This window comes from Arthrobacter sp. Leaf234 (genome assembly GCF_001422665.1).
GTDB lineage: Bacteria > Actinomycetota > Actinomycetes > Actinomycetales > Micrococcaceae > Arthrobacter_D.
The window spans coordinates 87,545-108,240 of the sequence record NZ_LMLU01000009.1; the positions used below are offsets into that span (position 1 = coordinate 87,545).

The following is a 20,696-nucleotide window of genomic DNA, read 5'->3' on the forward strand; positions in this document are numbered from 1 at the left end:
CAGGTCGCGGCATCCGCATCCCCGCGTGGACGCACCTACGCTCCTCACCGTCGTCGTCCTCGTCCTCGCGGTGGTCGCCGCCGGCTTCATGGGCCGGCTGACGGCCCAGCCGGTCATCGACGCGCCCGTCGCCACCGCCACGCAGGAGAGCACCGCCGAACCCACACCAGCCGTGAGCGGCCCCGCGGAACCGGTCCCGGACGCCGAGCGGCTGATCATCAGCGGCGACACCGCGGCGGGTGCGATCCTCCTCCTCGTCATGATCGGCCTCGCCCTCCTCGTCCGGCTGCTCCTGCGGATCAGGCGGCGCCCGGAGCGTGACGGCAGCCCCGAGCCGACCGGCCTGCAGCAGGCCGGATCGCCCGGCCTCGTCGACGACGTGCTCCCTTCATGGACCGAGGACGCCGAACGCGCCCTCACGGACAGTGCCGACACCTCGGACGCGGTGATCCGCTGCTGGCTCGCCTTCGAGGACCTGTGCGCGGCAGCGGGCGTGGGCCGGACTCCCGCGCAGACCACCTCCGACTTCGCCGCCGCCGCCGCGTCCGCCCTCGATCTTCCGCCCCGGCCGCTCACGGTCCTGAACCGTCTCTACCAGCGGGCGAGATTCAGCGCGTCGGGTCCGCACCCCGACGCCACCGACCCCAAGATGACCGCTCCCGGCGCGGCGGGTGCGCACCTCGACGCCGCGGACCGCGAGCTGGCGCTGGCCTGCGTCCGGGCACTGTCCGCCGCCGTCGCAGCTCGCACCGGTCCTGCGCGGTGAAGCGCTCGGCCTGGGCTGTCACGGCTGTCCTCGTGGTCCTCGCGGGCGTCTCCGCCTGGTTCTTCGGGCTCGATCCCCGGCACGCCGTGGTGCTGGTCGGCGCGGCCTTCGCGGCAGGCATCGCCGACGGCCTCCTCGAGGCGGTCGACGTCCCCCGGGCCCGGCTGACGCCACTGCCCGTCCCCGTCCGTGGCCTCGCGGAGATCCAGGCGCTGGAATTCTCGCTCTCCTCGGCGGACCCCGGGATGCGTGCCGTCCTCGAGGTCCACGGGCTGGCCGCCGACGCCGCCCGTGCCCGTCCCGACGTGCCGAGGAGCCCGTCCTTCGACGCCTTCGTCGCACAGTCCCAGCCCGCACCCCTCGACCACCGCACCCTGCGCTCCCTCGCCGACGAGCTGGAGCGGATCGTCCTCTCGCCGCGTGCCACGGATGCCGCGCCGCCGCCCTCGAACAACTCTCAGGAGACCCGATGACCGCAGCAGACACCGCCCGCAGTTCCGGTGACCACGGACGCCGCATCGGCGCCGACGAGGCAGCCCGCATCGGCGCGCAGGTCATCGAGCGCACCGCCACCGTCGTCGTCGGCGCCGGGGGCGCCCTGCGCCTGGCCCTCGCGGCCGTCCTCGCGGGGGGACACGTCCTCTTCGAGGACCTGCCCGGACTCGGCAAGACCCTCGCGGCCAAGACGCTTGCGCAGGCGCTCGGCCTCGACTTCCGGCGCCTCCAGTTCACGCCTGACCTGCTGCCCTCGGACGTCACCGGTTCGTCGATCTTCAATCCGGGCACGCGCGAGTTCGAGTTCCGGGCGGGGCCCATCTTCGCCGGGCTGTTCCTCGCCGACGAGATCAACCGGACCTCGCCGAAGACGCAGTCGGCGCTGCTGGAGGCCATGGCGGAGGCACAGGTCTCGGCCGAGGGCACCACCCTCCCGCTGCGGCGCCCGTTCCATGTCTTCGCGACGTCCAACCCCATCGAGTTCGAGGGGACCTACCCCCTGCCCGAGGCTCAGCTGGACCGTTTCATGGTCCGGCTGCGCTTCGGCTATCCCGGCGCGGGCGGCGAACAGGACATCATCGCGCGTCGCCTGGCACGCCGGCGCGACGAGACCCTCGTGGAGAGCGTGACCACCGCGGACGGACTGCTGGACCTCCAGGCCGCCGTCGAGTCGGTGCTGGTGGACGACGACGTCATCGACTACGCCGTGCGCCTCACCGCCGCGACGCGCACCCACCCGGCCGTCGAGGTCGGGGCATCGCCCCGCGGCTCACAGGCGCTCGTGCTGCTCGGCCGGGCTCTGGCCGTGCTCGACGGCCGCGCCTTCGTGCTCCCCGAGGACGTGAAGGAAGGCGCCGTGGCCGTGCTCGCGCACCGGCTCACGCTCACGCCGTCGGCCTGGGCGCAGGGCGTGGCGACGGAGAAGGTGGTGCAGGACGTCCTCGCCGAGGTCCCGACACCTCCGACCGTGCACCGAGGGACCGTGGATGAGACCGTGGACGAGAGCGTGATCGAGGGCGAGATCGAGGGCGGGCGGGGCGCGCACCGTGGCTGACACTCCGGGCGGCCACTCCCCCGGGTGGGCCCTCGCCGTGATCCTCGCCCTGGTGTGCGTGGTCTCCGGACTGGTGTCGGGACGGCCGGACACCGTGGCACTGGGTGCGCCGCTCGTGCTCCTCGCCCTCGCCGGACGCAGGGCCCAGGTGCGCAGGACGGTGCATCCGTCCTTCTCCCTCGATCGACGCGGGCAGCAGCAGGGCGGTCGCCTGCGGCTGCTGCTGGCACCACCCGGCACCGACTCCGGGACGCCGCGCACCAGCCTGGTCGCAGCCGTCCTCGCAGCGCCCGGCTGCGCCCCCGACGTCCTGGTGCTCAGGGAGGGCGAGGAATGCCCGGTGCTCGCGGACGGACCGCTGTCGGGCGAGGTCGAGATCCTGTCCTACGGGACCCTCGGTTTCACCCCGGATCTCACGCACGCGTCCGCCTTCCACCCGGCGCCACCCGTCCGCGTCAGCATCCTCCCTCCCATCGGGTCCCTGCTCGCGCGGCCCGTCTCGCGTCGACTCGTCGGCCTGGCCGGCACGCACGGCTCGAGGCGTCCCGGGGAGGGAGCGGAGCTGAGGACCATCGCGCCCCTCGAGCCCGGTGACCAGCTCCGGCGGATCGACTGGCGCTCCACCGCGCGCCGCTCGACCGACCAGGACCGCCTGATGGTCCGCCGATCCTTCGCCGACGCCGAGGCCTCGGTCCTGCTCGTGATCGACCAGGGACACGACCTGCCCGCGTCGACCTCCGACTGGTTCGCGGCGGGATCACCCCGGCTGGTGACGGGATCGCTGCACGGTGCCAGGACGGCGGCGGCGACGATCGCGGCCTCGTACCTGGCGGCCGGCGACCGCGTGGGACTGGACGATCTCGGCGGGACGCGCCGCGCGCTGCGCACGGCCTCGGGCGCCCGGCACCTCGAGCAGATCCGCGCCCGCCTGGCGGCCACCGGGGTGGTTCCCCGCCGACGGCGACGGCGCGATCCCGTGCCGCCGCAGGGCGCCGTCGTCGTGGTGCTGTCCGCGTTCCTGGACCCCGAACCGGGACGCCTGCTGAAGCTCTGGCACGCCCGGGGGCACGTGGTGATCGGGGTCGACTGCGTCCCTGTGCTGGAACGGACCGAGGCCACGCCGGCGCAGGAGAGGACCGTGCGGCTGACCCTGCTGCGGCGTCGCCTCCTCCTCGAGGACCTGCACCGGGACGGCATCGCCGTGGTGGACGGCTCCGTGGTGGAGGGACTCCTGGCCGACCGGGACCGGATGGCAGCACCCCCTGCGGCGTCCGGCACGACAGCTCCGTCCGGTCGGGACCGACCGGCGCGCCAGGCCGATCTTGCGGTCGGTCCCGACCTGTCCCTCCCGACCGGCTTCCGCCTCCTCGCCCGCCGTGGCCGCCCTCCGGGGGTGCGGCCGTGAGGTGGCCCCTGGCCGGGGCATGCCGGGCGACGCACGTCGGCACCCCCGCGGTGCCGGATCGCCGCGGGCTCGTGCCCCTGTGGACCGTGCGCTGCGCCGCAGCTCTCATCGCCGTCCTCCTCGGCGCCCTCGTCTGGAACGGGAGCGGCTGGATCGTCCTGCCCGTCGTGGTGGCCGCGGGCGCAGCGATCCTCCCGTCGATCGGGCTCACGGTGCTCACCCTGCTCCTGCTCGTCGTGGCGTACGCCGTGAACATGCCGGCCGGCTCACCGTGGCTCCTGGTCTTCGCCGCCGGCCTGCACGCGGTCTTCGTCCTGGACCTCCTGCTGGTGCACCTGCCGCTGCGCGGCTGGATCAGCCTGTCCGCCCTCCGCCTCCTCGGGGTGTCCTTCCTGCGCGTGCAGGCGGTCGCGCAGCCGCTGGCCGTCCTCGCGCTGCTCGTCGACGACGCCGGGTCCAGCCTCCCCCTCGTCCTCGTCGGCGTCGCCGCGCTGGTCGCCTGGTGCTGCTGGCTCATCGGACGGCGGCCACCGCAGCGGTCCCGTCGGTAGGTCGCGGGCAGCAGGCGGCCCGGGCGGCTGCCCGTGGGGCACCGCCGGATAATGCGGACAGGTGCTGACCGCACGTCGCCGTACCCTTGGAGCATGATCGAGACCTCGGCCCGGTTGCTGCAGCTCCTCTCGCTCCTTCAGCTGCGGCGCGAGTGGACCGGACCGGCGCTCGCCCAGCGCATGGACGTCACGGAGCGGACCGTCCGCCGGGACATCGGGAAGCTGCGCACGCTCGGCTATCCGATCAACGCCTCCCCCGGTGTCGCGGGCGGCTACCAGCTGGGTGCCGGCGCGCAGCTGCCTCCCCTCCTGCTCGACGACGACGAGGCGCTCGCCGTCGCGATCGGACTGACCGCCGTGACGGCGAGCCCTGTCTCCGGGGTCGGGGAGGCGTCCGTCCGTGCGCTCACGAAACTCGAGCAGGTCCTCCCGCCGCGCCTCCGCCCGCGGTTCTCGGGTCTCCGCTCAGCCGTCACGCGTATGGCCGCCGCGAGCACGCCGGTGAATCCCGAGGTGCTGACGTCTCTCTCCGCGGCGATCACGGAGCGGCGCTGCGTGGCCTTCCGCTACGACCGGCACGACGGCGAGTCGTCCCGCCGCGTCGTCGAGCCCTACCGGCTCGTCGACACCGGCCGTCGGTGGTATCTCGTCGCTTACGACCGCTCGCGCGAGGACTGGCGGACGTTCCGCGTGGACCGGTGCCAGAGCGTGCCGGTGGCCCGCGATCGCTTCGTCCCGCGCCCGCTGCCGGCCGCCGACCTCGCCGCCTACGTCCAGCAGTCCATCACGCGCTCCCCCTACTCCTACGACGCCGTGATCCGCTTCAGCGCACCGCTCCACGAGCTCGAGGCCCGCGTGCCCTCGAGCACAGGGACCCTCGAGGCCGACGGCGAGGACCACACCCTGCTGAGGGCCGGCTTCGACTCGCTGGATTTCCCGCTGGCCTACCTCGCGAGCTGGGACATCGACTTCGTGGTGCTCGAACCCCCGGAGATGCGCGAACGCGTGGCCGTCGTCGCGGACCGGCTGCGGCGGTCCGCCGGGGCTGCCACGGAGTCCTGACGCGGAGGGTGGGAGCCGCAGCCCTCGGTGAACGCCCGACACCGGGCGGACGCGAGGAACTAGACTGGCAGGCAACTATGGCACTGACACTCTCCTACCCCGCGGACCTCCCCGTCTCGGACCGCCGGGCAGACATCATGGCCGCCATCGCGGCCAACCAGGTCACCATCATCGCCGGCGAGACCGGTTCCGGGAAGACGACGCAGATCCCGAAGATGTGCCTCGAACTGGGCCTCGCCGAGAACGGGCTGATCGGCCACACCCAGCCGCGGCGCCTCGCCGCCCGCACCGTCGCCGAACGCATCGCGGAGGAACTGCAGGTGCCGCTCGGCGACGAGGTCGGGTACCAGGTCCGCTTCACCGGTTCCGTGGGCCGGAAGACGAAGATCAAGCTGATGACGGACGGCATCCTGCTCGCCGAGATCCAGCACGACCGCATGCTGCGGAAGTACAGCACGATCATCATCGACGAGGCCCATGAGCGCAGCCTCAACATCGACTTCATCCTCGGCTACCTCAGGCGCATCCTGCCGGAGCGCCCGGACCTCAAGGTCATCATCACCTCGGCGACCATCGACCCGGAGCGCTTCGCCGCGCACTTCGCCGCCGACGCCGCCGTGGAGAACACCTCGCCCGCCCCGATCATCGAGGTCTCCGGGCGCACGTATCCCGTCGAGATCCGGTACCGGCCGCTCGACCAGCCGCCGGGCGGGCTCGACGACGGGGACGGTGGCGCGGACAGCGAGCTCGAGGAGGAGCGTGATCCGCTCGACGCGGTCTGCGACGCCGTCGACGAACTCTCCCTCGAGGCTCCCGGCGACATCCTCGTGTTCTTCTCCGGCGAGCGCGAGATCCGCGATGCCGCCGATGCTCTCCGCGCCCGGATCCAGGCGACGCAGCGACTCCGCGGGACCGAGGTGCTCCCCCTGTTCGCGCGGCTCTCCCTCGAGGAGCAGCACCGCGTCTTCCGCCCGACGGGCAGCCACCGGAGGATCGTCCTCGCGACCAACGTCGCCGAGACCTCCCTGACGGTGCCCGGCATCAAGTACGTCATCGACACCGGGACCGCGCGCATCTCCCGGTACTCCCACCGGACGAAGGTGCAGAGACTGCCGATCGAGCGCGTCTCGCAGGCGTCGGCGAACCAGCGCTCGGGCCGCAGCGGCCGCGTCTCGGACGGTATCGCCATCCGCCTCTACTCGGAGGAGGACTATGCCTCCCGCCGGCCCTTCACCGAGCCGGAGATCCTGCGCACGAGCCTCGCCGCCGTCATCCTGCAGATGGCCGCCATGGGCGTCACGCGGAGTCCGAAGGACATCGCGGAGTTCCCGTTCGTGGAACCGCCCGAGACGAAGGCGATCAACGACGGCGTCGCGCTCCTGCGTGAGCTCGGCGCCCTGAAGGACGACGGCAGTCTGTCCGCCGTCGGGCGCAAGCTCGCCCAGCTCCCCGTGGACCCGCGGCTGGGCCGCATGATCGTGGAAGCCGGTGCCCGCGGTGCCGTCAAGGAGGTCATGGTGCTCGCGGCGGCCCTGACCATCCAGGACCCCCGCGAGCGGCCGTCCGCGGACCAGCCCGCCAAGCAGCAGCAGGCCGCCGAGAAGCACAAGCGCTTCGTGGACGAGAACTCGGACTTCACGGCGTACCTCAACCTCTGGCGGTACCTGCAGGAGAAGCAGGACGAGCTGTCCTCGACGCAGTTCCGCAAGCTGTGCCGCGCCGAGTTCATCAACTACCTCCGCGTCCGGGAGTGGCAGGACCTGTTCCAGCAGCTGCGCCAGCTGGCCAAACCCCTCGGCATCACCCTGCCCGCGGGACCCGTGGACCCGGTGGGCCTGCACGAGCAGATCCACGTCAGCCTGCTGTCGGGACTGCTGAGCAACATCGGTCTCTACGACCAGCGCAAGCGCGAGTACGCGGGCGCCCGCGGGACACGCTTCGCCGTCTTCCCGGGGTCCGCCCTGTTCAAGAAGTCGCCGGACTGGGTGATGGCCGCCGAACTCGTCGAGACCTCCCGGCTCTGGGCGCGGGTCGTCGCCCGGATCGATCCCCTGTGGGCCGAGCAGGTGGCCCCGCACCTCGTGAAGCGCACCTACAGCGAGCCGCACTGGTCCCGGAAGATGGGCTCGGTCATGGCCTACGAGAAGGTGACGCTGTACGGCGTGCCGATCGTGCCGCAGCGGCGCATCAACTACGGGCGGATCGACCGCGAGGTGGCCCGCGAGCTCTTCATCCGGCATGCCCTCGTCGAGGGCGACTGGAAGACGCACCACACGTTCTTCAGCCGCAACCAGGCCCGGCTGGCCGAGATCGAGGAGCTGGAGAACCGCCTGCGGCGGCGGGACCTGCGGGTCGACGACGAGACGCTCTTCGAGTTCTACGACCAGCGCATCGGCGCCGACGTCGTATCGGAGCGCCACTTCGACGCATGGTGGAAGAAGGCACGCCACGAGTCCCCGGACCTGCTCGACTTCGATCCGGAGCAGCTGCTCGCCGACGACGCCACGGAGCTCGACGAGACGGCCTTCCCGACCGTCTGGCACCAGGCGGGGTTCGAGCTTCCGCTCACCTACGAGTTCTCGCCCCTCACCCCGGGCGCGCACGACGGCGTCACCGTGACCATCCCTGTGCTGTTCCTCAACCAGCTCGATCCGAAGCCCTTCCGCTGGCAGATCCCCGGACAGCGCGTCGAGCTCGTCACGGCCCTCATCAAGTCCCTGCCGAAGCAGGTGCGGAAGAACTTCGTGCCGGCCCCGGACGTCGCCCGGTCCACCGTCGCCGCCCTGACGTCCGACTTCGACCCGGCCGGGGACGATCTCGAGACGTCGCTCGAGCTCGCGCTGCGCCGCCTGCGCGGACACATCATCCCGCCGGGCTCGTGGAACTGGTCGACCGTCCCGGCGCACCTGCTGATGATGTTCCGCATCGTCGACGCCGACGGCCGGGTCCTCGACGAGTCCCGCGATCTCGAGGCCCTGAGGGAGTCCCTGGCCCCGGCGGTCAGCCGCGCCATCGCGCAGTCGCTCGGTGCCGCACCGGGCAGCACGCGGCGGGAGGGAACCTCCCGCGGCCCCGGACGCGGTGGCAGGGGTGCCGGCGGCAAGGCGGACGACGGGCGGGGCACCGGGAGCACCGGTCCGCTGGGGCGCGACGACGCCCGCCACGGACCGGCGCGCACCGACGGCCGGGACGCCCGGACACCCGCATCGCGGGACGTCCCCGACGTCGCCGCGGGAGCCGTGAGGGGCGGGGTCGCCGTCGCGGAGGCCCCGGCGGTGGCGGAGCGCACCGGGGAGAAGGCCTGGGTCTTCGGCAGCATCGAGCGCGAGGTCTCGCGAACGGTCGCCGGTCACCGCATCACGGGCTTCCCGGCGCTCGTGGACGAAGGTGCCACCGTGGGTCTCCGGGTCTTCCCCACGCCGGGCGAGCAGGCCACGGTGATGCGCGCCGGGATCATCCGGCTCCTGTCCCTGCGCATCCCGAGTCCGGCGAAGTACGTGCTGGAGCACCTCAGCAACACGGAGAAGCTCACGTTCAGCCAGAACCCGCACGGGAGTGTCGCGGAACTCATCCGTGACTGCTCGCTGGCCGCGATCGACAAGCTCGTCCCCGAGGACCTGCCCTGGACCGACGAGGCGTTCGACCGACTGTACGAGGAGGTGCGGGCCGAGCTGATCGACACGGTCTTCACCGTCACGGCCACCGTGGAGAAGATCCTCGCCAGTACGCGACGGATCCAGAAGCAGCTCAGGGGCACCACGAGCCTCGCGCTGATCACGGCCCTGAACGACATCCGCAGCCAGCTGGAGCACCTCGTGTATCCGGGGTTCGTCGCGGCGACGGGGTATGCGCAGCTCGCGCACCTGCCGCGCTACCTCCGGGCCATCGAGGTCCGTCTGGAGAAGCTGCCCACGAACGTCCAGCGCGACGGCCTCGGCCTGGCGACGGTGCAGCGGTTGGAGGACGAGTACGACGACGCCGTGGCGTCCCTCGCGGCCGGGCGGCACCGGCCCGAGAGCCTCCGCCGCGTGCGCTGGATGACCGAGGAGCTACGCGTCAGCCTGTTCGCGCAGGACCTCGGTACCGCGTACTCCGTGTCCGAGAAGCGGATCAGGACCGCCCTCAACGAGGCGATGGCTGCCGCGCGGTAGGCCCGTCACACGGGGACCGATTCCCCGTGACCGGCGTCGCGCAGCGCCTGGCGCAGGGTCTCGGCGTACTGGTCCATCGCCTCCGGCTTCACGGCGAGGTCCACCTTCTTCACGTCGAAGTCCGCCGGTGACTGCGTGGGCCACACGTGGACGTGCAGGTGCGGCACCTCGTAGCCCTCGAGGAGGACGCCGACGCGCTGCGCACCGAAGGCCGACTGCTGCGCCTTCCCGATCGTCTGGGCGACCGTCATGACCTTCGCGAGCGTGTCGGTGTCGGCTTCCAGCCAGTGCTCGATCTCCTGGCGTGGCACGACCAGCGTGTGGCCGGGTGTGATGGGCGCGATCGTCAGGAAGGCGACGACGTCGTCGTCCTGCCAGACGAAGCGGCCGGGGATCTCGCCGTCGATGATCTTCGTGAAGAGCGTAGTCATGGGGACTCCTGGTGGTGCGGCGGTCGGAGCACTGCCCTGGCGCTCCGGCAGGCGGACGGGACCGCGCAGTGGCGGTGGAGCGGGGCGTCCCGGGTTCATACGGAGGACGCTACCGCGCGGTGCAGCTGCGATCCACCACGCGGGACGCGGCACGGCCGGGGTCGACCGTGCCGCGGCGACTGTGCAGCGGCGACTGTGCAGCGGAGAACGTGCAGCGACGACCGTGCCGCGGCGACTGCGCTGCGGCGTCGTGTCCGGTACGCCTCCACGACACAGGAGTGGACGGGCGGGACGAGTGTCGCCGTCGGCACCCGCCCCGCCCGGTCCGCCCGCGGTCAGGCGCCCGTGGCGACCGGGAGCCCCTCCGTGGTCGACCACTGCGACCACGAGCCGGGGAACAGTGCGGCGTCGATGCCCGCGATCTCGAGCGCGGCGATCTGGTGGGCGGCGGTGATCCCCGATCCGCAGTAGACGGCGACCCTCCCCCGGTCGGCGCCCAGGGCGTCGAAACGGCGGCGGAGCTCCGCTGCCGGCCGGAAGCGCCGGTCCTCCCCGAGGTTCTCGGTGGTCGGAGCGCTGATGGCACCCGGGATGTGGCCCGCCCGGGGATCGACCGGTTCCAGCTCGCCCCGGAAGCGTTCCGCGGCGCGGGCATCGAGGAGCACGTCGACCAGCGCCGCATCCACGAGGTCCGGCACGTCGACCACCGGCATCCGCCCGGTGGAGAGGTGCACGTTCCCCACGCAGTGGCGCTCCTCCCCGCCCTCGACGTCGAACCCGGCGGCACGCCAGGCGGTCAGACCGCCGTCGAGCAGGCTGACGGAGGTGAAGCCCGCGTCCCGCAGGAGCCACCACAGCCGGGCCGCCGCGAGGTTCCCGGACGCGTCGTAGGCGACCACGGTGTCGCCGTCGTTGAGTCCCCACTGGCGTGCAGCTTCCTGGAGCGCGTCGGCATCCGGGAGCGGATGGCGGCCGAGGCCGGGCCCGCCGGGTGCGCACAGCTGCGTCTCCAGGTCCACGAACACGGCACCGGGTATGTGGGCTGCGCGGTAGTGCTCGTGTCCGTGGGGGTCACCCAGGGACCAGCGCACATCGAGCAGGATCGTCTGCGCACCGGAGGTCATCCGGGCCTGCAGGTCCTGCACATCCATCAGAGTCTTCATCGAGATCTCCTGTCGGGACGGGCGACCGGACCTGCGGTGGTCACCGCGGCCGGTCCTGATGCAGGCCAGTCCACCACACCGCCGTCCCCGCTCCAAGAAGCCCACGCCGGACCTGCAGGACGGCCCTGGCACGGCTTGTAGGCTGGCATCATGCCCAGGTTCAGCGCCGCCGACAGATCGTGGTCCGACGACGCCGTGCGCCGCATCGAGGCGGACGGCAACCGCTCCGCGGACACGCACCTGTTCGCCGTCCCCCTCCCCGAGGAATGGGGCGTCCAGGTCTACCTCAAGGACGAGTCGACGCACCGCACGGGCAGCCTCAAGCACCGCCTCGCCCGGTCCCTGTTCCTGTTCGGCCTGGTCAACGGCTGGATCACGGAGGGGACCACCATCGTGGAGGCTTCCAGCGGCTCCACCGCCGTCTCCGAGGCCTACTTCGCGCAGCTCCTCGGCCTCCCGTTCGTCGCCGTGATGACGGCGACCACGAGCCGCGAGAAGATCGCCCTGATCGAGCAGTACGGCGGCACCTGCCGGTTCGTCGAGCACGCCTCCGACGTCTACGCCGTCGCCGAGACGGTCGCCCGCGAGACGGGCGGACACTACATGGACCAGTTCACCTATGCGGAGCGTGCCACCGACTGGCGGGGGAACAACAACATCGCCGAGTCCATCTTCGACCAGCTCTCCCTCGAACCGCACCCGCTGCCCGCGTGGATCGTGGTGGGAGCGGGCACGGGCGGAACGAGCGCCACGATCGGGCGATACCTGCGCTACCATCGCCACCCCACGCGGCTGGCCGTCGTCGATCCCGAGGGGTCGGCCTTCTACCCGGCGTGGGCGCACCCGGGATCGACGCCCGGCGGCCGTCCGTCACGCATCGAGGGGATCGGCAGGCCCCGTCCGGAACCGAGCTTCGTCCCCTCCGTGATCGACGCGATGATCCAGGTACCGGATGCGGCCTCCGTCGCCGCGGCCCGCCACCTGCGGGCGCTCACCGGCCTGCACGCCGGACCGTCCACCGGGACGAATCTCTGGGGAGTCTGGCAACTCGTGGCCGACCTCGCGGCCGACGGACGGACCGGGAGCATCGTGTCCCTGATGTGCGACTCCGGCGACCGGTACACGGCGACGTACGACGACGACGCCTGGCTCAGGCGCAAGGGCCTGGACCCCGCGGAACCAGCGGCCGTGCTGGAATCGTTCTTCGCCACCGGCCGATGGCCGCACGACGCGTCCTGAGGGACACGCAGCGGCCTGCGTCCGTCAGACCTCGACGCTCTCCCGCACGTCGAGGTGGCGGAACTCGGTGCCGTAGGGCGCCCCCAGCCGGGTGACCTGGCCCTCGACCGTGCCGAGGCCGGCCTCGTTGAGGAGTCCGTCATGGATCTGGTAGGCACGCGCCGCCCGCACGGAGGTCACGAAGTCCACCACCTCGGACAGCTTCGACCAGGGCGCATGCACCGGGACCAGGAGCGTCTGCACCCCGATGCCGTCGGGGACGATCAGCGAGTCGCCCGGATGGTAGACGGATCCGCCGATCAGGTAGCCGACATTGGCGATCATCGGGATGACGGGGTGGATCAGCGCGTGCTGCCCCCCGTAGGTCCTGACGGGGACGCCGGCCGCAGTGAACTCCTCGCCACCGCCCACGGCGTGGACGCGCTCCTCCGAGCCCTCCCCCAGTGCCGCGACCACCGCGTCCGCCGCCGGCTGCGGCGCCCAGAGCTCGATCCCCTGGTCGGCCTGCAGGACCGCCACCACGCGGTCCAGCGCGATGTGGTCGGGATGCTCGTGGGTGATCAGCACAGCGGTGGCACCCTGCAGAGCCTCCTCGACCTCCGAGAAGGTGCCGGGGTCGACGACGAGGACGGCGCCGTCCTGCTCGAACCGGACGCACGAGTGGGAGTACTTGGTGAGCTTCATGGCCTCAGACTACTCGCGCCCACGCTGATAATCTTGACTCTGGTCCAGGGCACCCGAGTGCCCGCGGGAAAGGGAGGACATGACGCCCGAGGCGACATCCGCGGCAGCGCGGAAGGCTGCTCACGAGCAGGGACCGCGCACGGCGCGGAACACCGGGACGGGCACGGGACCGGATGCCGAAGCTGCTCCGACCGGCCGCAAGGCCCCCGAGCAACGGGTGACGCGCCAGCGGCGCGCCGTGAGCGCTGCACTGGACGAGCTCGACGACTTCCTGAGCACGCAGGAGCTCCACCGGCTCCTGCACGACCGCGGCGAGTCGGTCTCCCTGGCCACCACCTACCGGATCCTCCAGTCCATGGCCGACGACGGCGTGGTGGACGTCCTGCGGAACGGTGACAACGAAGCGGTGTACCGGCGCTGCGCCGTCGAGCACCACCACCACCACCTGCTCTGCAGGAACTGCGGCAGGACCGTCGAGATCGAAGCCCCTGCCGTCGAGCAGTGGGCCACACGGGTCGCGGCCGAGCACGGCTTCACCGATGCCGCCCACACGGTGGAGATCTACGGACTCTGCCCCGAGTGCACTGCTGCGGCAGCCGCGTCCTGAGGCCCTGCGGACCGCGGGTCGGGACACTCCGGAGCTCCTCGGCGACCATGCTCCACGCAGGAGAGAGGGCTGGTTGCCGGTCGGCGGCCCGGTCCGGGCCGCCGCGTTCGAGGTATGCGAGAGTAGGAATCATGACGGCGCCCGACAAGCATCACGACATCAGTGCCACCCGACACAGCCGGGGCGCGGCCCGACTCCCGCGGATGAGGACCGGACTGATGCATCTGCTGTCCTGGCTGGTTCTCGCGACGGTGTTCTTCGCCGTCCTAGCGGGCCCTACCGATCTGTCGGCACCTGCGGTGGTCCTCGTCGCGGCCGGCCTGGCCACCCTCGTGGTCGTCGTCGCCGCATATCTCCGGCGCAGGCCGACCCGCGGGGACGTCGACGTCACCGGCCTCTGATGCGGTCCGCCCTGCTGCGTCTACCGCGGCGGAGATCTTCCCGCTGACCGTGTCGGCACCGTCGATTATCCTTGAACGGTGATGTCCTCCGGCAGCTCCGGCCCCAGCGGCGACCGCCCGCAGTCCCCCGCACCCGGCGATCCTGCCGACGCAGGTGCCCTCGCGGACCTGATCGAGGCCGTCCGCCGATACCGCGACGCCGAGGGGTCCATGCGCGGAACGAGCAGGGATTCGATGCATCTCGGGAAGACGGACATGACGGCCCTCCGCCTGATGCTCCGGGCCGGCCGGACCGGCACACCGCTCAGCGCAGCGGCGCTGGCCCGGCAGCTCGAGATCTCCTCGGCCGCCACCACGGTCCTCGTCGACCGGCTCGAGAAGAGCGGCCACGCCGAACGCCGGCGCAGCGCCACCGATCGGCGGGCCATCGAGATCTGGCCGACAGCCACCACCGACGACGAGGTACGGTCCACGATGGGCGTCCTCCACGAACGGATGATGGGTGTCGCCGCTGCTCTCCCTGCCCGGGACTGCGCCACGATCCACCGGTTCCTCCTCCAGCTCGGCGCCGCCATGTCCGGCATGACCGCGGCGGACGGTGCCGTGCAGGCTCTCCCCCGTCAGAACGCCTGACCGTCGAACCGACCGCTGGAGGTCCCGGGACCTCCCTAGAGAGATTGACTACTAGATGGTCTAAACTGTCACCATGAAACCTTCGGACGCACGGCAGGGAGCAGGATACTGGTACCCGCCGTCAGGAGAAGGGACTACCGCAGAGGCAGCCACGGGCGTCGACGTCCTGAACGCGCTGCGCGCCTACCGGAACGTGGAGAGCGGCCTCCGGCGACGCCTCAGCCAGCGGCTCAGCATCAACGAGACGGACCTCGGAGCCCTGCGCTACCTGCTCTCCGTCTGGCATCGGGACCAGGGTGCGAGCCCCAAGGATCTCGCTCTCGCGCTGGGGATCTCGAGTGCGTCCACCACGCTCGTGATCGACAGGCTCGAGAAGGCCGGTTTCATCCGTCGTCGCCGGCATCCGGTCGATCGACGTGCCGTGATCCTCGAGCCCGGTGAGCGTGCCACCGACGAGTTCCGCTCGGCGTTCGACATCGAGAAGCAGGGCGTGCTGGCAGCAGCGGACGGACTGACCAGCGAGGAGACCGAGACGGTCACCCGTTTCCTCCGCAGCATGGAGCAGGCGATCGCGGACGCCGTCAGCCAGCCGGAGCGCTCGCAGGACGCCTGACACCCCGGCCCGGCTCCGCACCCGCCGTGCCCCGACGTGATCCCCGCCGCGACCTCCTCGACGAGATGACACGGCATGCGAGGTAGATGGCGAACGAGATCGTCGTGACGTACGGGCTGATGGGGATGCGTCCGCCCAGGGCGAGGAGGATTCCGCCCACCACCGAGACGCAGGCGAAGCTCACGCTGAGGAGCACGACCAGGCCGGGGGCCGAGGTGACCTTGAGGGCGGCGGCCGCAGGCGTGATGAGCAGGGCCAGCACCAGGAGCGCCCCGACCACCTGGATGGAGAGGGCCACCGAGACCCCGAGCAGCACCATGAAGAGGATCGACAGCCCGCGGACGGGTACACCGCGTGCCTCCGCGAGATCCGCGTCGGCACTGGCGAAGGTCAGGGGACGCCAGATCGCGGCCAGCGCGAGCATCACGACGACGGCGCATCCGACCAGGAGGTTCAGCTGCACGTCGTCGACGGAGACGATCTGCCCGGTCAGCAGTCCGAACTTGTTGGCCGCCCTCCCCTCGTAGAGCGCGAGGAAGAGGATGCCGAGCCCCAGACCGAACGGCATGACGACGCCGATGATCGAATTGCGGTCGCGCGCCCGGATGCCCATCAGTCCCAGGGTGAGGGCGGCGAGGACGGACCCGACGAGGGAACCCGCCACCACGTTCGCCCCGACCAGCAGGGCGAAGGCGGCGCCGGCGAAGGACAGTTCGGCGATCCCGTGCACGGCGAACGCGAGGTCGCGCATCATCACGAAGGTGCCGATGAGTCCGCCGAGCAGTCCCAGCACGGCTCCCGCGATCAGTGAGTTCCTGACGAGTGGGAGGAGCTGGGCGTAGTTGTCGAAGGTGAAGACGGCGCTGATGACGTCCTGGAGATCCATGGTCTAGGCGCTTTCGTGGTGGTGCGTGGTGGCGTCCGGAAGGCCGACGACGATGATGCGGCCGTTGCTGTGCAGGACCTCCACGGGGCTGTTGTAGAGGTCCGACAGCACCTCGCCCGTCATGACCTCCTCGGGCGTGCCCACCCGGAACTCGCCGTCGGCCAGGTAGAGCACCCGGTCCACGTACTCGATGACGGGGTTGATCTCGTGGGTCACGAAGACCACGGCGCTGTTCTTCTCATGGCTCTGCCGGTTGATGAGCGAGCTGACCGCCTGCTGATGGTGCAGGTCGAGCGAGAGCAACGGCTCGTCGCACAGGAGGACGGCAGGATCCGAGGCCAGCGCCTGCGCTGCGCGGAGTCGCTGCTGCTCGCCGCCGGACAGCAGTCCGACCGGCGCGTCCGCGTACGTCTCGGCCCCGACGTCGCGCAGGAGCCCGTCGACCCGCGCGTTGTAGGCGCTGCTGCGCAGCCGGACACCCCAGCGGTGCCCGTCCACGCCGAGGCCCACGAGGTCCCTGGCCCGCAGCGGCGTGTCCGGCGGGAAGGATTTCTGCTGCGGGATGTACCCGAGGGTCCGGCTGCCGCGGGCGATGGGCCGGCCCTCGATCAGCGCGGTCCCGGTGTCGAGCTGCTGCAGACCGAGAAGCACCTTGAGGAAGCTGGTCTTGCCCGAGCCGTTCGGACCGAGGACGGCGAAGAACTCCCCCGGCATGATGTCGAGGTCCAGTCCCTTCCACAGGGTGCGGTCGCCGAACGAGAGCGCTGCCCCGCGCAGGCTGATGGCCGGCTGATCCCCACCCTGGGAGGAGGGGCTCTGCCGGGGCAACGTCGAGGTCATGCGGGGCGGCTTCCAGTCTGTCGTGGAGGTGGCGGTGGAGGGTTCCGACCACCACTCCGGTTTCGCGGTCTGACGGCCTCAGCCCTCGAGGGCGGCCTCGACGGTGTCCGTGTTGGCCGTCATCCAGGACACGTAGTCCTCGCCGTCGGGCAGTGTCTCGGTGAAGTCGAGCACCGGGAGGCCGGCGCCGTCAGCGGCCGAGCGGACCGCTTCCGTCTGCGATCCCTCGGTCTGGTCATTGTAGGCAAGGAAGGCCAGCCGGCCACCGCTGACGAGGTCCTTCATCTCGTTCAGGGCAGCCACCGGGACGTCGGACTCCTCCTCGACCGCTTCGCTGAACCCCTCCGGAGTGACGTTCTCGAGGCCCGCCGCCTCCAGCAGGTACACGGGAACGGGTTCCGTGACCGCGACCTCCCTGCCGGCCCCCTCGGCGGCCAGCGCGGCCAGGCGGTCCTGAACGGGCTGCACCTCCGCCGCGAAGGCGTCGGCGCGCTCCTGGTAGGCGTCGGCGTTGACCTCGTCGAGTCGTCCGAGCTCGTCCGCGATCGCATCGGCCAGGGTGACCATGGCCGGCAGGTCGTACCAGACGTGCTCATTGAACGCGCCGTGGCCGTGGTCCTCCCCGTCGGCGTGGTCGTCCTCCGCCTCGTCGGCGTGCTCCCCGGTCCCGGCGGCCTCGTCGAGTCCCGACAGGTCGACGGCGTTCAGCACCGTCCCCACCCCGGTCTCCTCCGCGAGGCGGCCGAGGAAGGCGTCGTACCCTCCCCCGTTCTCGATCACGAGGTCCGCCTCGGAGACGGACAGCTTGTCCTGCACCGTCGCCTCGTACGAGTGCGGATCCTGGCTGAGGCTGTCGACGATCGAGGTGACCTCGACGTCGTCGCCCCCGACCACCGCGGCGATGTCCCCGTAGACGTTCGTCGACGTCACGATCGAGAGACCCCCCTCGGCCCCGGAGGACCCGGCGTCCGGGGTTCCTGCTCCACAGGCGGTGAGGCCGAGGGCCGACACCGCGAGCAGGGCCGTCACGGCGAGAGGACGGGCAGCAGGCATGGAGGACCTCGATCGGGCTATTGAGAATTGTTTACGTTAGCGGATCGAGTCTAGCCGACACGCGAACCGTTCGCATGCCGCGCTCAGCCACCCCTCCGTCAGGCGACTGTCGCCTCGGTCCCGTTGACGCCCTCTCCCGATCGCCGCGCGCCCTGGTTCTGCGTCGCATCGCGGATCTCGCCGATCAACTGCTCGATCACGTCCTCGAGGAACAGCACGCCACGGGTCGCGCCGTCGGACCCGAGCACGCGCGCCACGTGGGAGCCCGTGCGCTGCATCACGGCCAGCGCATCCTCGATCTCGTCGCTGAGAGCGAGATTGGCGAGGGTGCGGACCTTGTTCTCGGTGATCGGTCTGCGGTACATCGCCTGCGGCATGGACATGATGTCCTTCAGGTGCATGTATCCCGTCAGGTTGCCGTGCTCGTCCACCATCACGAACCGCGAGAAACCGGTGCGGCCCACGGCCCGCTCGAAGTCCTCGGGCGTCGCATCGGTCCGGATCGTCACCAGCTCGGTGAGCGGGATCATGGTGGTCTCGGCCGTCTGCCCGGAGAACTCGAGCGCGCCGGTGATCAGTCCGGACTCGTCGTCGACCAGGCCGCTCTTCGTCGACTCCTCGACGATCGACTGCACCTCCTCGAGCGTGTAGGTCGAGGACACCTCGTCCTTCGGTTCCACCTTCATGGCTCGCAGGATATGGTTCGCAGCCCAGTTGAGGGAGGAGATCACCGGGTTGACGATCCGGGCGATCATGACGAGCGGTGGCGCCAGCAGCAGCGCCGCCTTGTCGGCGACGGACACCGAGATGTTCTTCGGCACCATCTCCCCGAACGTGACGTGCAAGAACGTGACGAGCAGCAGGGCCAGCGCGAACGCCACACCGTCGGCCAGTCCCTCGGGAACACCGACGGCTTCGAACGGCACCACGAACAGATGGTGGATGGCCGGCTCCGCGACCTGGAGGATGAGCAGCGAGCACACCGTGATGCCGAGCTGGGAACAGGCCAGCATGAGGGACACGTGCTCCATCGCCCAGATGGTGGTGCGCGCCCGCTTCGAGCCTGCATCGGCCAGAGGCTCGATCTGGCTGCGGCGTGCCGACATCACCGCGAACTCGGCGCCGACGAAGAAGGCGTTGCCCATCAGGAGGACGACGAGCCAGACGATCCCTGCCCAGTCGCTCATCGGTGGTCCTTCCCGTCGGAGGTGCTCCCCGCGAGGGCGGGAGTCCCGGTGCGTGGCGGTCGCGTCTCGTCGGTGACCGGCCGGTGTTCGGGGACGACGGCGCGGTCCGGGGCATCGTCAGCGGCGCTGTCGGATCCGTCCGGCTCGGGCGGTCCCTGGACCGGCGTCGGCCGGAACTGGACGCGGTCGATCCGCCGTCCGTCCATGCGCTCGACCGTGAGCGTCCCGGCCGGGACGCTGACGACGTCGCCCGCCTCGGCGACGCGGCCGAGTTCGGCGAGGATGAACCCGGCGACCGTCTCGTACCCTGCCTCGTCCGGCACCACGAGGTCGGGGATCTGCAGGGTGACCTCGTCAGGTCGCATGAGACCGGGGAAGAACCAGTCGCCGGCCGCGCTCTGGAGCACACCGGGCTTGAGCTTGTCGTGCTCGTCCTTCACCTCGCCCACGATCTCCTCGACGAGATCCTCGAGCGTCGCGACTCCCGCCGTCCCGCCGTATTCGTCCAGCACGACGGCGAGTTGCAGGTTGGCCTCCCGGAGTTCGCTGAGCAACGAGTCCAGGTGGACGGTCTCCGGCACGCGCAGCACGTCGGTCATGATGGTCCCTGCTGGTAGGTCGGCCCGCTTGTGACGGGGGACGGAGACGGCCTTCTTCACGTGGACCACGCCACGGATGTCATCGGCGGACTCACCGATGAGTGGGAACCGCGAGTAGCCCGTGCGCCGGGCGGCCTCGACGACATCGGCGACCGTCTGGTCGGAGTCGATGACCTCCATGCGGATCCGCGGCGTCATGACGTCCGCGGCCGTGCGCTCGGAGAAGCTGAAGGTGCGTGCCAGGAAGGTGGCGGTGGACTGGTCGAGCGTTCCCATCTCGGCGGAACGACGGACCAGGGACGAGAGTTCGGACGGCGTGCGCGCGCCCGAGATCTCCTCCTTCGCCTCGAGTCCGAACACGTTGAGGACCCGGTTCGAGAACCCGTTGAGCACGACGATGGCCGGCTTGAAGACCGCCGTGAACAGCAGCTGCGGCCGCGCGAGTGCCTTGCCCACCCGGAACGGCAGGGCGATGGAGAGGTTCTTGGGGACGAGCTCGCCGATCAGCATCGAGAGCAGGGTGGCGAGCACCATCGCGATGACGATCGAGGAGGACGCCACGAGCGCCTCCGAGAGCCCGAGGGACGTCAGCGGACCCTCGAGGAGCCGCCCGACGGACGGCTCCATCACGTAACCGGTCAGCAGGGTGGTCATCGTGATGCCCAGCTGGCAGCTCGAGAGCTGCGTGGAGAGGGACTTCAGGCAACGGAGCAGCGGTTCGGCCCTGGTGTCGCCGTCGTCGACCGCCCGCTGGACGTAGGTCTGGTCGAGCGCGACGAGTGCGAACTCCACCGCCACGAAGAATCCCGTCCCGAGGACGAGGAGTACGCCGGCGGCGAGATAGATCCATTCCACCGCTGCTACCCCTTCCCGGTC

Annotated in this window: 20 protein-coding genes; 12 read left to right on the forward strand and 8 right to left on the reverse strand. The window is 71.0% G+C overall.

The window, feature by feature from the left end:
- Positions 1-25 precede the first annotated feature (25 nt).
- From ASF21_RS14890 to hrpA, 7 genes are all read left to right on the forward strand, one after another.
- The gene (locus ASF21_RS14890; RefSeq protein WP_055773038.1) at positions 26-766 is read left to right on the forward strand and encodes a DUF4129 domain-containing protein; all 741 of its coding nucleotides are present in this window, start codon (positions 26-28) and stop codon (positions 764-766) included.
- Entirely contained in the window at positions 763-1,239 is a 477-nt protein-coding gene (locus ASF21_RS14895; protein ID WP_055773040.1) for a hypothetical protein, read from the forward strand. Before ASF21_RS14890 ends, ASF21_RS14895 begins: the two co-directional genes overlap by 4 nt.
- Positions 1,236-2,315, forward strand: coding sequence for an AAA family ATPase (locus tag ASF21_RS14900; protein WP_082471623.1), 1,080 nt, complete (start codon positions 1,236-1,238; stop codon positions 2,313-2,315). The genes ASF21_RS14895 and ASF21_RS14900 overlap by 4 nt, the downstream gene beginning before the upstream one ends.
- Positions 2,308-3,720 carry a DUF58 domain-containing protein gene (locus tag ASF21_RS14905; protein WP_055773043.1) on the forward strand — a complete coding sequence of 471 codons (1,413 nt, stop codon included), beginning with the start codon at positions 2,308-2,310 and terminating at the stop codon, positions 3,718-3,720. The genes ASF21_RS14900 and ASF21_RS14905 overlap by 8 nt, the downstream gene beginning before the upstream one ends.
- Positions 3,717-4,271: a hypothetical protein gene (locus ASF21_RS14910; RefSeq protein WP_157365936.1), complete on the forward strand. Its 555-nt coding sequence runs from the start codon at positions 3,717-3,719 to the stop codon at positions 4,269-4,271. Before ASF21_RS14905 ends, ASF21_RS14910 begins: the two co-directional genes overlap by 4 nt.
- A 93-nt stretch (positions 4,272-4,364) precedes the next feature.
- A complete protein-coding gene (locus ASF21_RS14915) occupies positions 4,365-5,333 on the forward strand; it encodes a helix-turn-helix transcriptional regulator (protein WP_055773049.1) in 969 nt (322 codons plus the stop codon).
- Positions 5,334-5,410: 77 nt separating this feature from the next.
- Positions 5,411-9,484: an ATP-dependent RNA helicase HrpA gene (gene hrpA, locus ASF21_RS14920; protein ID WP_055773052.1), complete on the forward strand. Its 4,074-nt coding sequence runs from the start codon at positions 5,411-5,413 to the stop codon at positions 9,482-9,484.
- 5 nt (positions 9,485-9,489) lie between these two features.
- Here hrpA and ASF21_RS14925 read toward each other — a convergent pair whose 3' ends face one another.
- Both ASF21_RS14925 and ASF21_RS14930 read right to left on the reverse strand, forming a co-directional pair.
- Complete coding sequence (locus tag ASF21_RS14925) at positions 9,490-9,915, reverse strand: HIT family protein (RefSeq protein WP_055773055.1); 426 nt, start codon at positions 9,913-9,915, stop codon at positions 9,490-9,492.
- A gap of 335 nt (positions 9,916-10,250) precedes the next feature.
- The gene (locus tag ASF21_RS14930; protein WP_055773058.1) at positions 10,251-11,078 is read right to left on the reverse strand and encodes a sulfurtransferase; all 828 of its coding nucleotides are present in this window, start codon (positions 11,076-11,078) and stop codon (positions 10,251-10,253) included.
- Between the two features lie 150 nt (positions 11,079-11,228).
- On the opposite strand from ASF21_RS14930, the gene ASF21_RS14935 reads away from it, so the two are divergent.
- Positions 11,229-12,317: a PLP-dependent cysteine synthase family protein gene (locus tag ASF21_RS14935; protein WP_055773061.1), complete on the forward strand. Its 1,089-nt coding sequence runs from the start codon at positions 11,229-11,231 to the stop codon at positions 12,315-12,317.
- 24 nt (positions 12,318-12,341) lie between these two features.
- Here the strand turns inward: ASF21_RS14935 and ASF21_RS14940 are convergent, their stop codons facing one another.
- A complete protein-coding gene (locus ASF21_RS14940) occupies positions 12,342-13,001 on the reverse strand; it encodes an MBL fold metallo-hydrolase (RefSeq protein ID WP_055773064.1) in 660 nt (219 codons plus the stop codon).
- A gap of 79 nt (positions 13,002-13,080) precedes the next feature.
- Between ASF21_RS14940 and ASF21_RS14945 the strand changes: the two genes are divergently transcribed.
- From ASF21_RS14945 to ASF21_RS14960, 4 genes are all read left to right on the forward strand, one after another.
- Positions 13,081-13,608, forward strand: coding sequence for a Fur family transcriptional regulator (locus ASF21_RS14945; protein WP_082471624.1), 528 nt, complete (start codon positions 13,081-13,083; stop codon positions 13,606-13,608).
- A 218-nt stretch (positions 13,609-13,826) separates the two neighbouring features.
- The gene (locus ASF21_RS14950) at positions 13,827-14,009 is read left to right on the forward strand and encodes a hypothetical protein (protein WP_162237557.1); all 183 of its coding nucleotides are present in this window, start codon (positions 13,827-13,829) and stop codon (positions 14,007-14,009) included.
- Positions 14,010-14,090: 81 nt separating this feature from the next.
- Positions 14,091-14,642 carry a MarR family winged helix-turn-helix transcriptional regulator gene (locus tag ASF21_RS14955; RefSeq protein WP_055773070.1) on the forward strand — a complete coding sequence of 184 codons (552 nt, stop codon included), beginning with the start codon at positions 14,091-14,093 and terminating at the stop codon, positions 14,640-14,642.
- A gap of 73 nt (positions 14,643-14,715) precedes the next feature.
- Entirely contained in the window at positions 14,716-15,255 is a 540-nt protein-coding gene (locus ASF21_RS14960; RefSeq protein ID WP_055773075.1) for a MarR family winged helix-turn-helix transcriptional regulator, read from the forward strand.
- On the opposite strand, the gene ASF21_RS14965 is transcribed toward ASF21_RS14960, so the two are convergent.
- The 5 genes from ASF21_RS14965 to ASF21_RS14985 form a co-directional block, all read right to left on the reverse strand.
- On the reverse strand, positions 15,224-16,141 hold the full coding sequence (locus ASF21_RS14965; protein ID WP_055773078.1) for a metal ABC transporter permease: 918 nt from the start codon (positions 16,139-16,141) through the stop codon (positions 15,224-15,226). The genes ASF21_RS14960 and ASF21_RS14965 overlap by 32 nt on opposite strands.
- Positions 16,142-16,144: 3 nt before the next feature.
- Positions 16,145-16,981 (reverse strand): metal ABC transporter ATP-binding protein, encoded by an 837-nt coding sequence (locus ASF21_RS14970; protein ID WP_200914849.1) that lies wholly within the window; start codon positions 16,979-16,981, stop codon positions 16,145-16,147.
- A 78-nt stretch (positions 16,982-17,059) separates the two neighbouring features.
- Positions 17,060-18,034 (reverse strand): metal ABC transporter solute-binding protein, Zn/Mn family, encoded by a 975-nt coding sequence (locus ASF21_RS14975; RefSeq protein ID WP_055773081.1) that lies wholly within the window; start codon positions 18,032-18,034, stop codon positions 17,060-17,062.
- 98 nt (positions 18,035-18,132) lie between these two features.
- The gene (locus ASF21_RS14980; protein ID WP_055773084.1) at positions 18,133-19,221 is read right to left on the reverse strand and encodes a hemolysin family protein; all 1,089 of its coding nucleotides are present in this window, start codon (positions 19,219-19,221) and stop codon (positions 18,133-18,135) included.
- Positions 19,218-20,675 carry a hemolysin family protein gene (locus ASF21_RS14985; protein ID WP_082471625.1) on the reverse strand — a complete coding sequence of 486 codons (1,458 nt, stop codon included), beginning with the start codon at positions 20,673-20,675 and terminating at the stop codon, positions 19,218-19,220. Before ASF21_RS14985 ends, ASF21_RS14980 begins: the two co-directional genes overlap by 4 nt.
- Positions 20,676-20,696: the final 21 nt, after the last annotated feature.

What these genes read in the sequence shown, in the direction of transcription:
- ASF21_RS14900 (WP_082471623.1), top strand. Translation starts at nt 1,236, where the DNA reads ATGACCGCAGCAGACACCGCCCGCAGTTCCGGTGACCACGGACGCCGC.
- ASF21_RS14915 (WP_055773049.1), top strand. Translation starts at nt 4,365, where the DNA reads ATGATCGAGACCTCGGCCCGGTTGCTGCAGCTCCTCTCGCTCCTTCAG.
- hrpA (WP_055773052.1), top strand. Translation starts at nt 5,411, where the DNA reads ATGGCACTGACACTCTCCTACCCCGCGGACCTCCCCGTCTCGGACCGC.
- ASF21_RS14925 (WP_055773055.1), bottom strand. Translation starts at nt 9,915, where the DNA reads ATGACTACGCTCTTCACGAAGATCATCGACGGCGAGATCCCCGGCCGC.
- ASF21_RS14930 (WP_055773058.1), bottom strand. Translation starts at nt 11,078, where the DNA reads ATGAAGACTCTGATGGATGTGCAGGACCTGCAGGCCCGGATGACCTCC.
- ASF21_RS14935 (WP_055773061.1), top strand. Translation starts at nt 11,229, where the DNA reads ATGCCCAGGTTCAGCGCCGCCGACAGATCGTGGTCCGACGACGCCGTG.
- ASF21_RS14940 (WP_055773064.1), bottom strand. Translation starts at nt 13,001, where the DNA reads ATGAAGCTCACCAAGTACTCCCACTCGTGCGTCCGGTTCGAGCAGGAC.
- ASF21_RS14945 (WP_082471624.1), top strand. Translation starts at nt 13,081, where the DNA reads ATGACGCCCGAGGCGACATCCGCGGCAGCGCGGAAGGCTGCTCACGAG.
- ASF21_RS14950 (WP_162237557.1), top strand. Translation starts at nt 13,827, where the DNA reads ATGCATCTGCTGTCCTGGCTGGTTCTCGCGACGGTGTTCTTCGCCGTC.
- ASF21_RS14955 (WP_055773070.1), top strand. Translation starts at nt 14,091, where the DNA reads ATGTCCTCCGGCAGCTCCGGCCCCAGCGGCGACCGCCCGCAGTCCCCC.
- ASF21_RS14960 (WP_055773075.1), top strand. Translation starts at nt 14,716, where the DNA reads ATGAAACCTTCGGACGCACGGCAGGGAGCAGGATACTGGTACCCGCCG.
- ASF21_RS14965 (WP_055773078.1), bottom strand. Translation starts at nt 16,141, where the DNA reads ATGGATCTCCAGGACGTCATCAGCGCCGTCTTCACCTTCGACAACTAC.
- ASF21_RS14970 (WP_200914849.1), bottom strand. Translation starts at nt 16,981, where the DNA reads ATGACCTCGACGTTGCCCCGGCAGAGCCCCTCCTCCCAGGGTGGGGAT.
- ASF21_RS14975 (WP_055773081.1), bottom strand. Translation starts at nt 18,034, where the DNA reads ATGCCTGCTGCCCGTCCTCTCGCCGTGACGGCCCTGCTCGCGGTGTCG.
- ASF21_RS14980 (WP_055773084.1), bottom strand. Translation starts at nt 19,221, where the DNA reads ATGAGCGACTGGGCAGGGATCGTCTGGCTCGTCGTCCTCCTGATGGGC.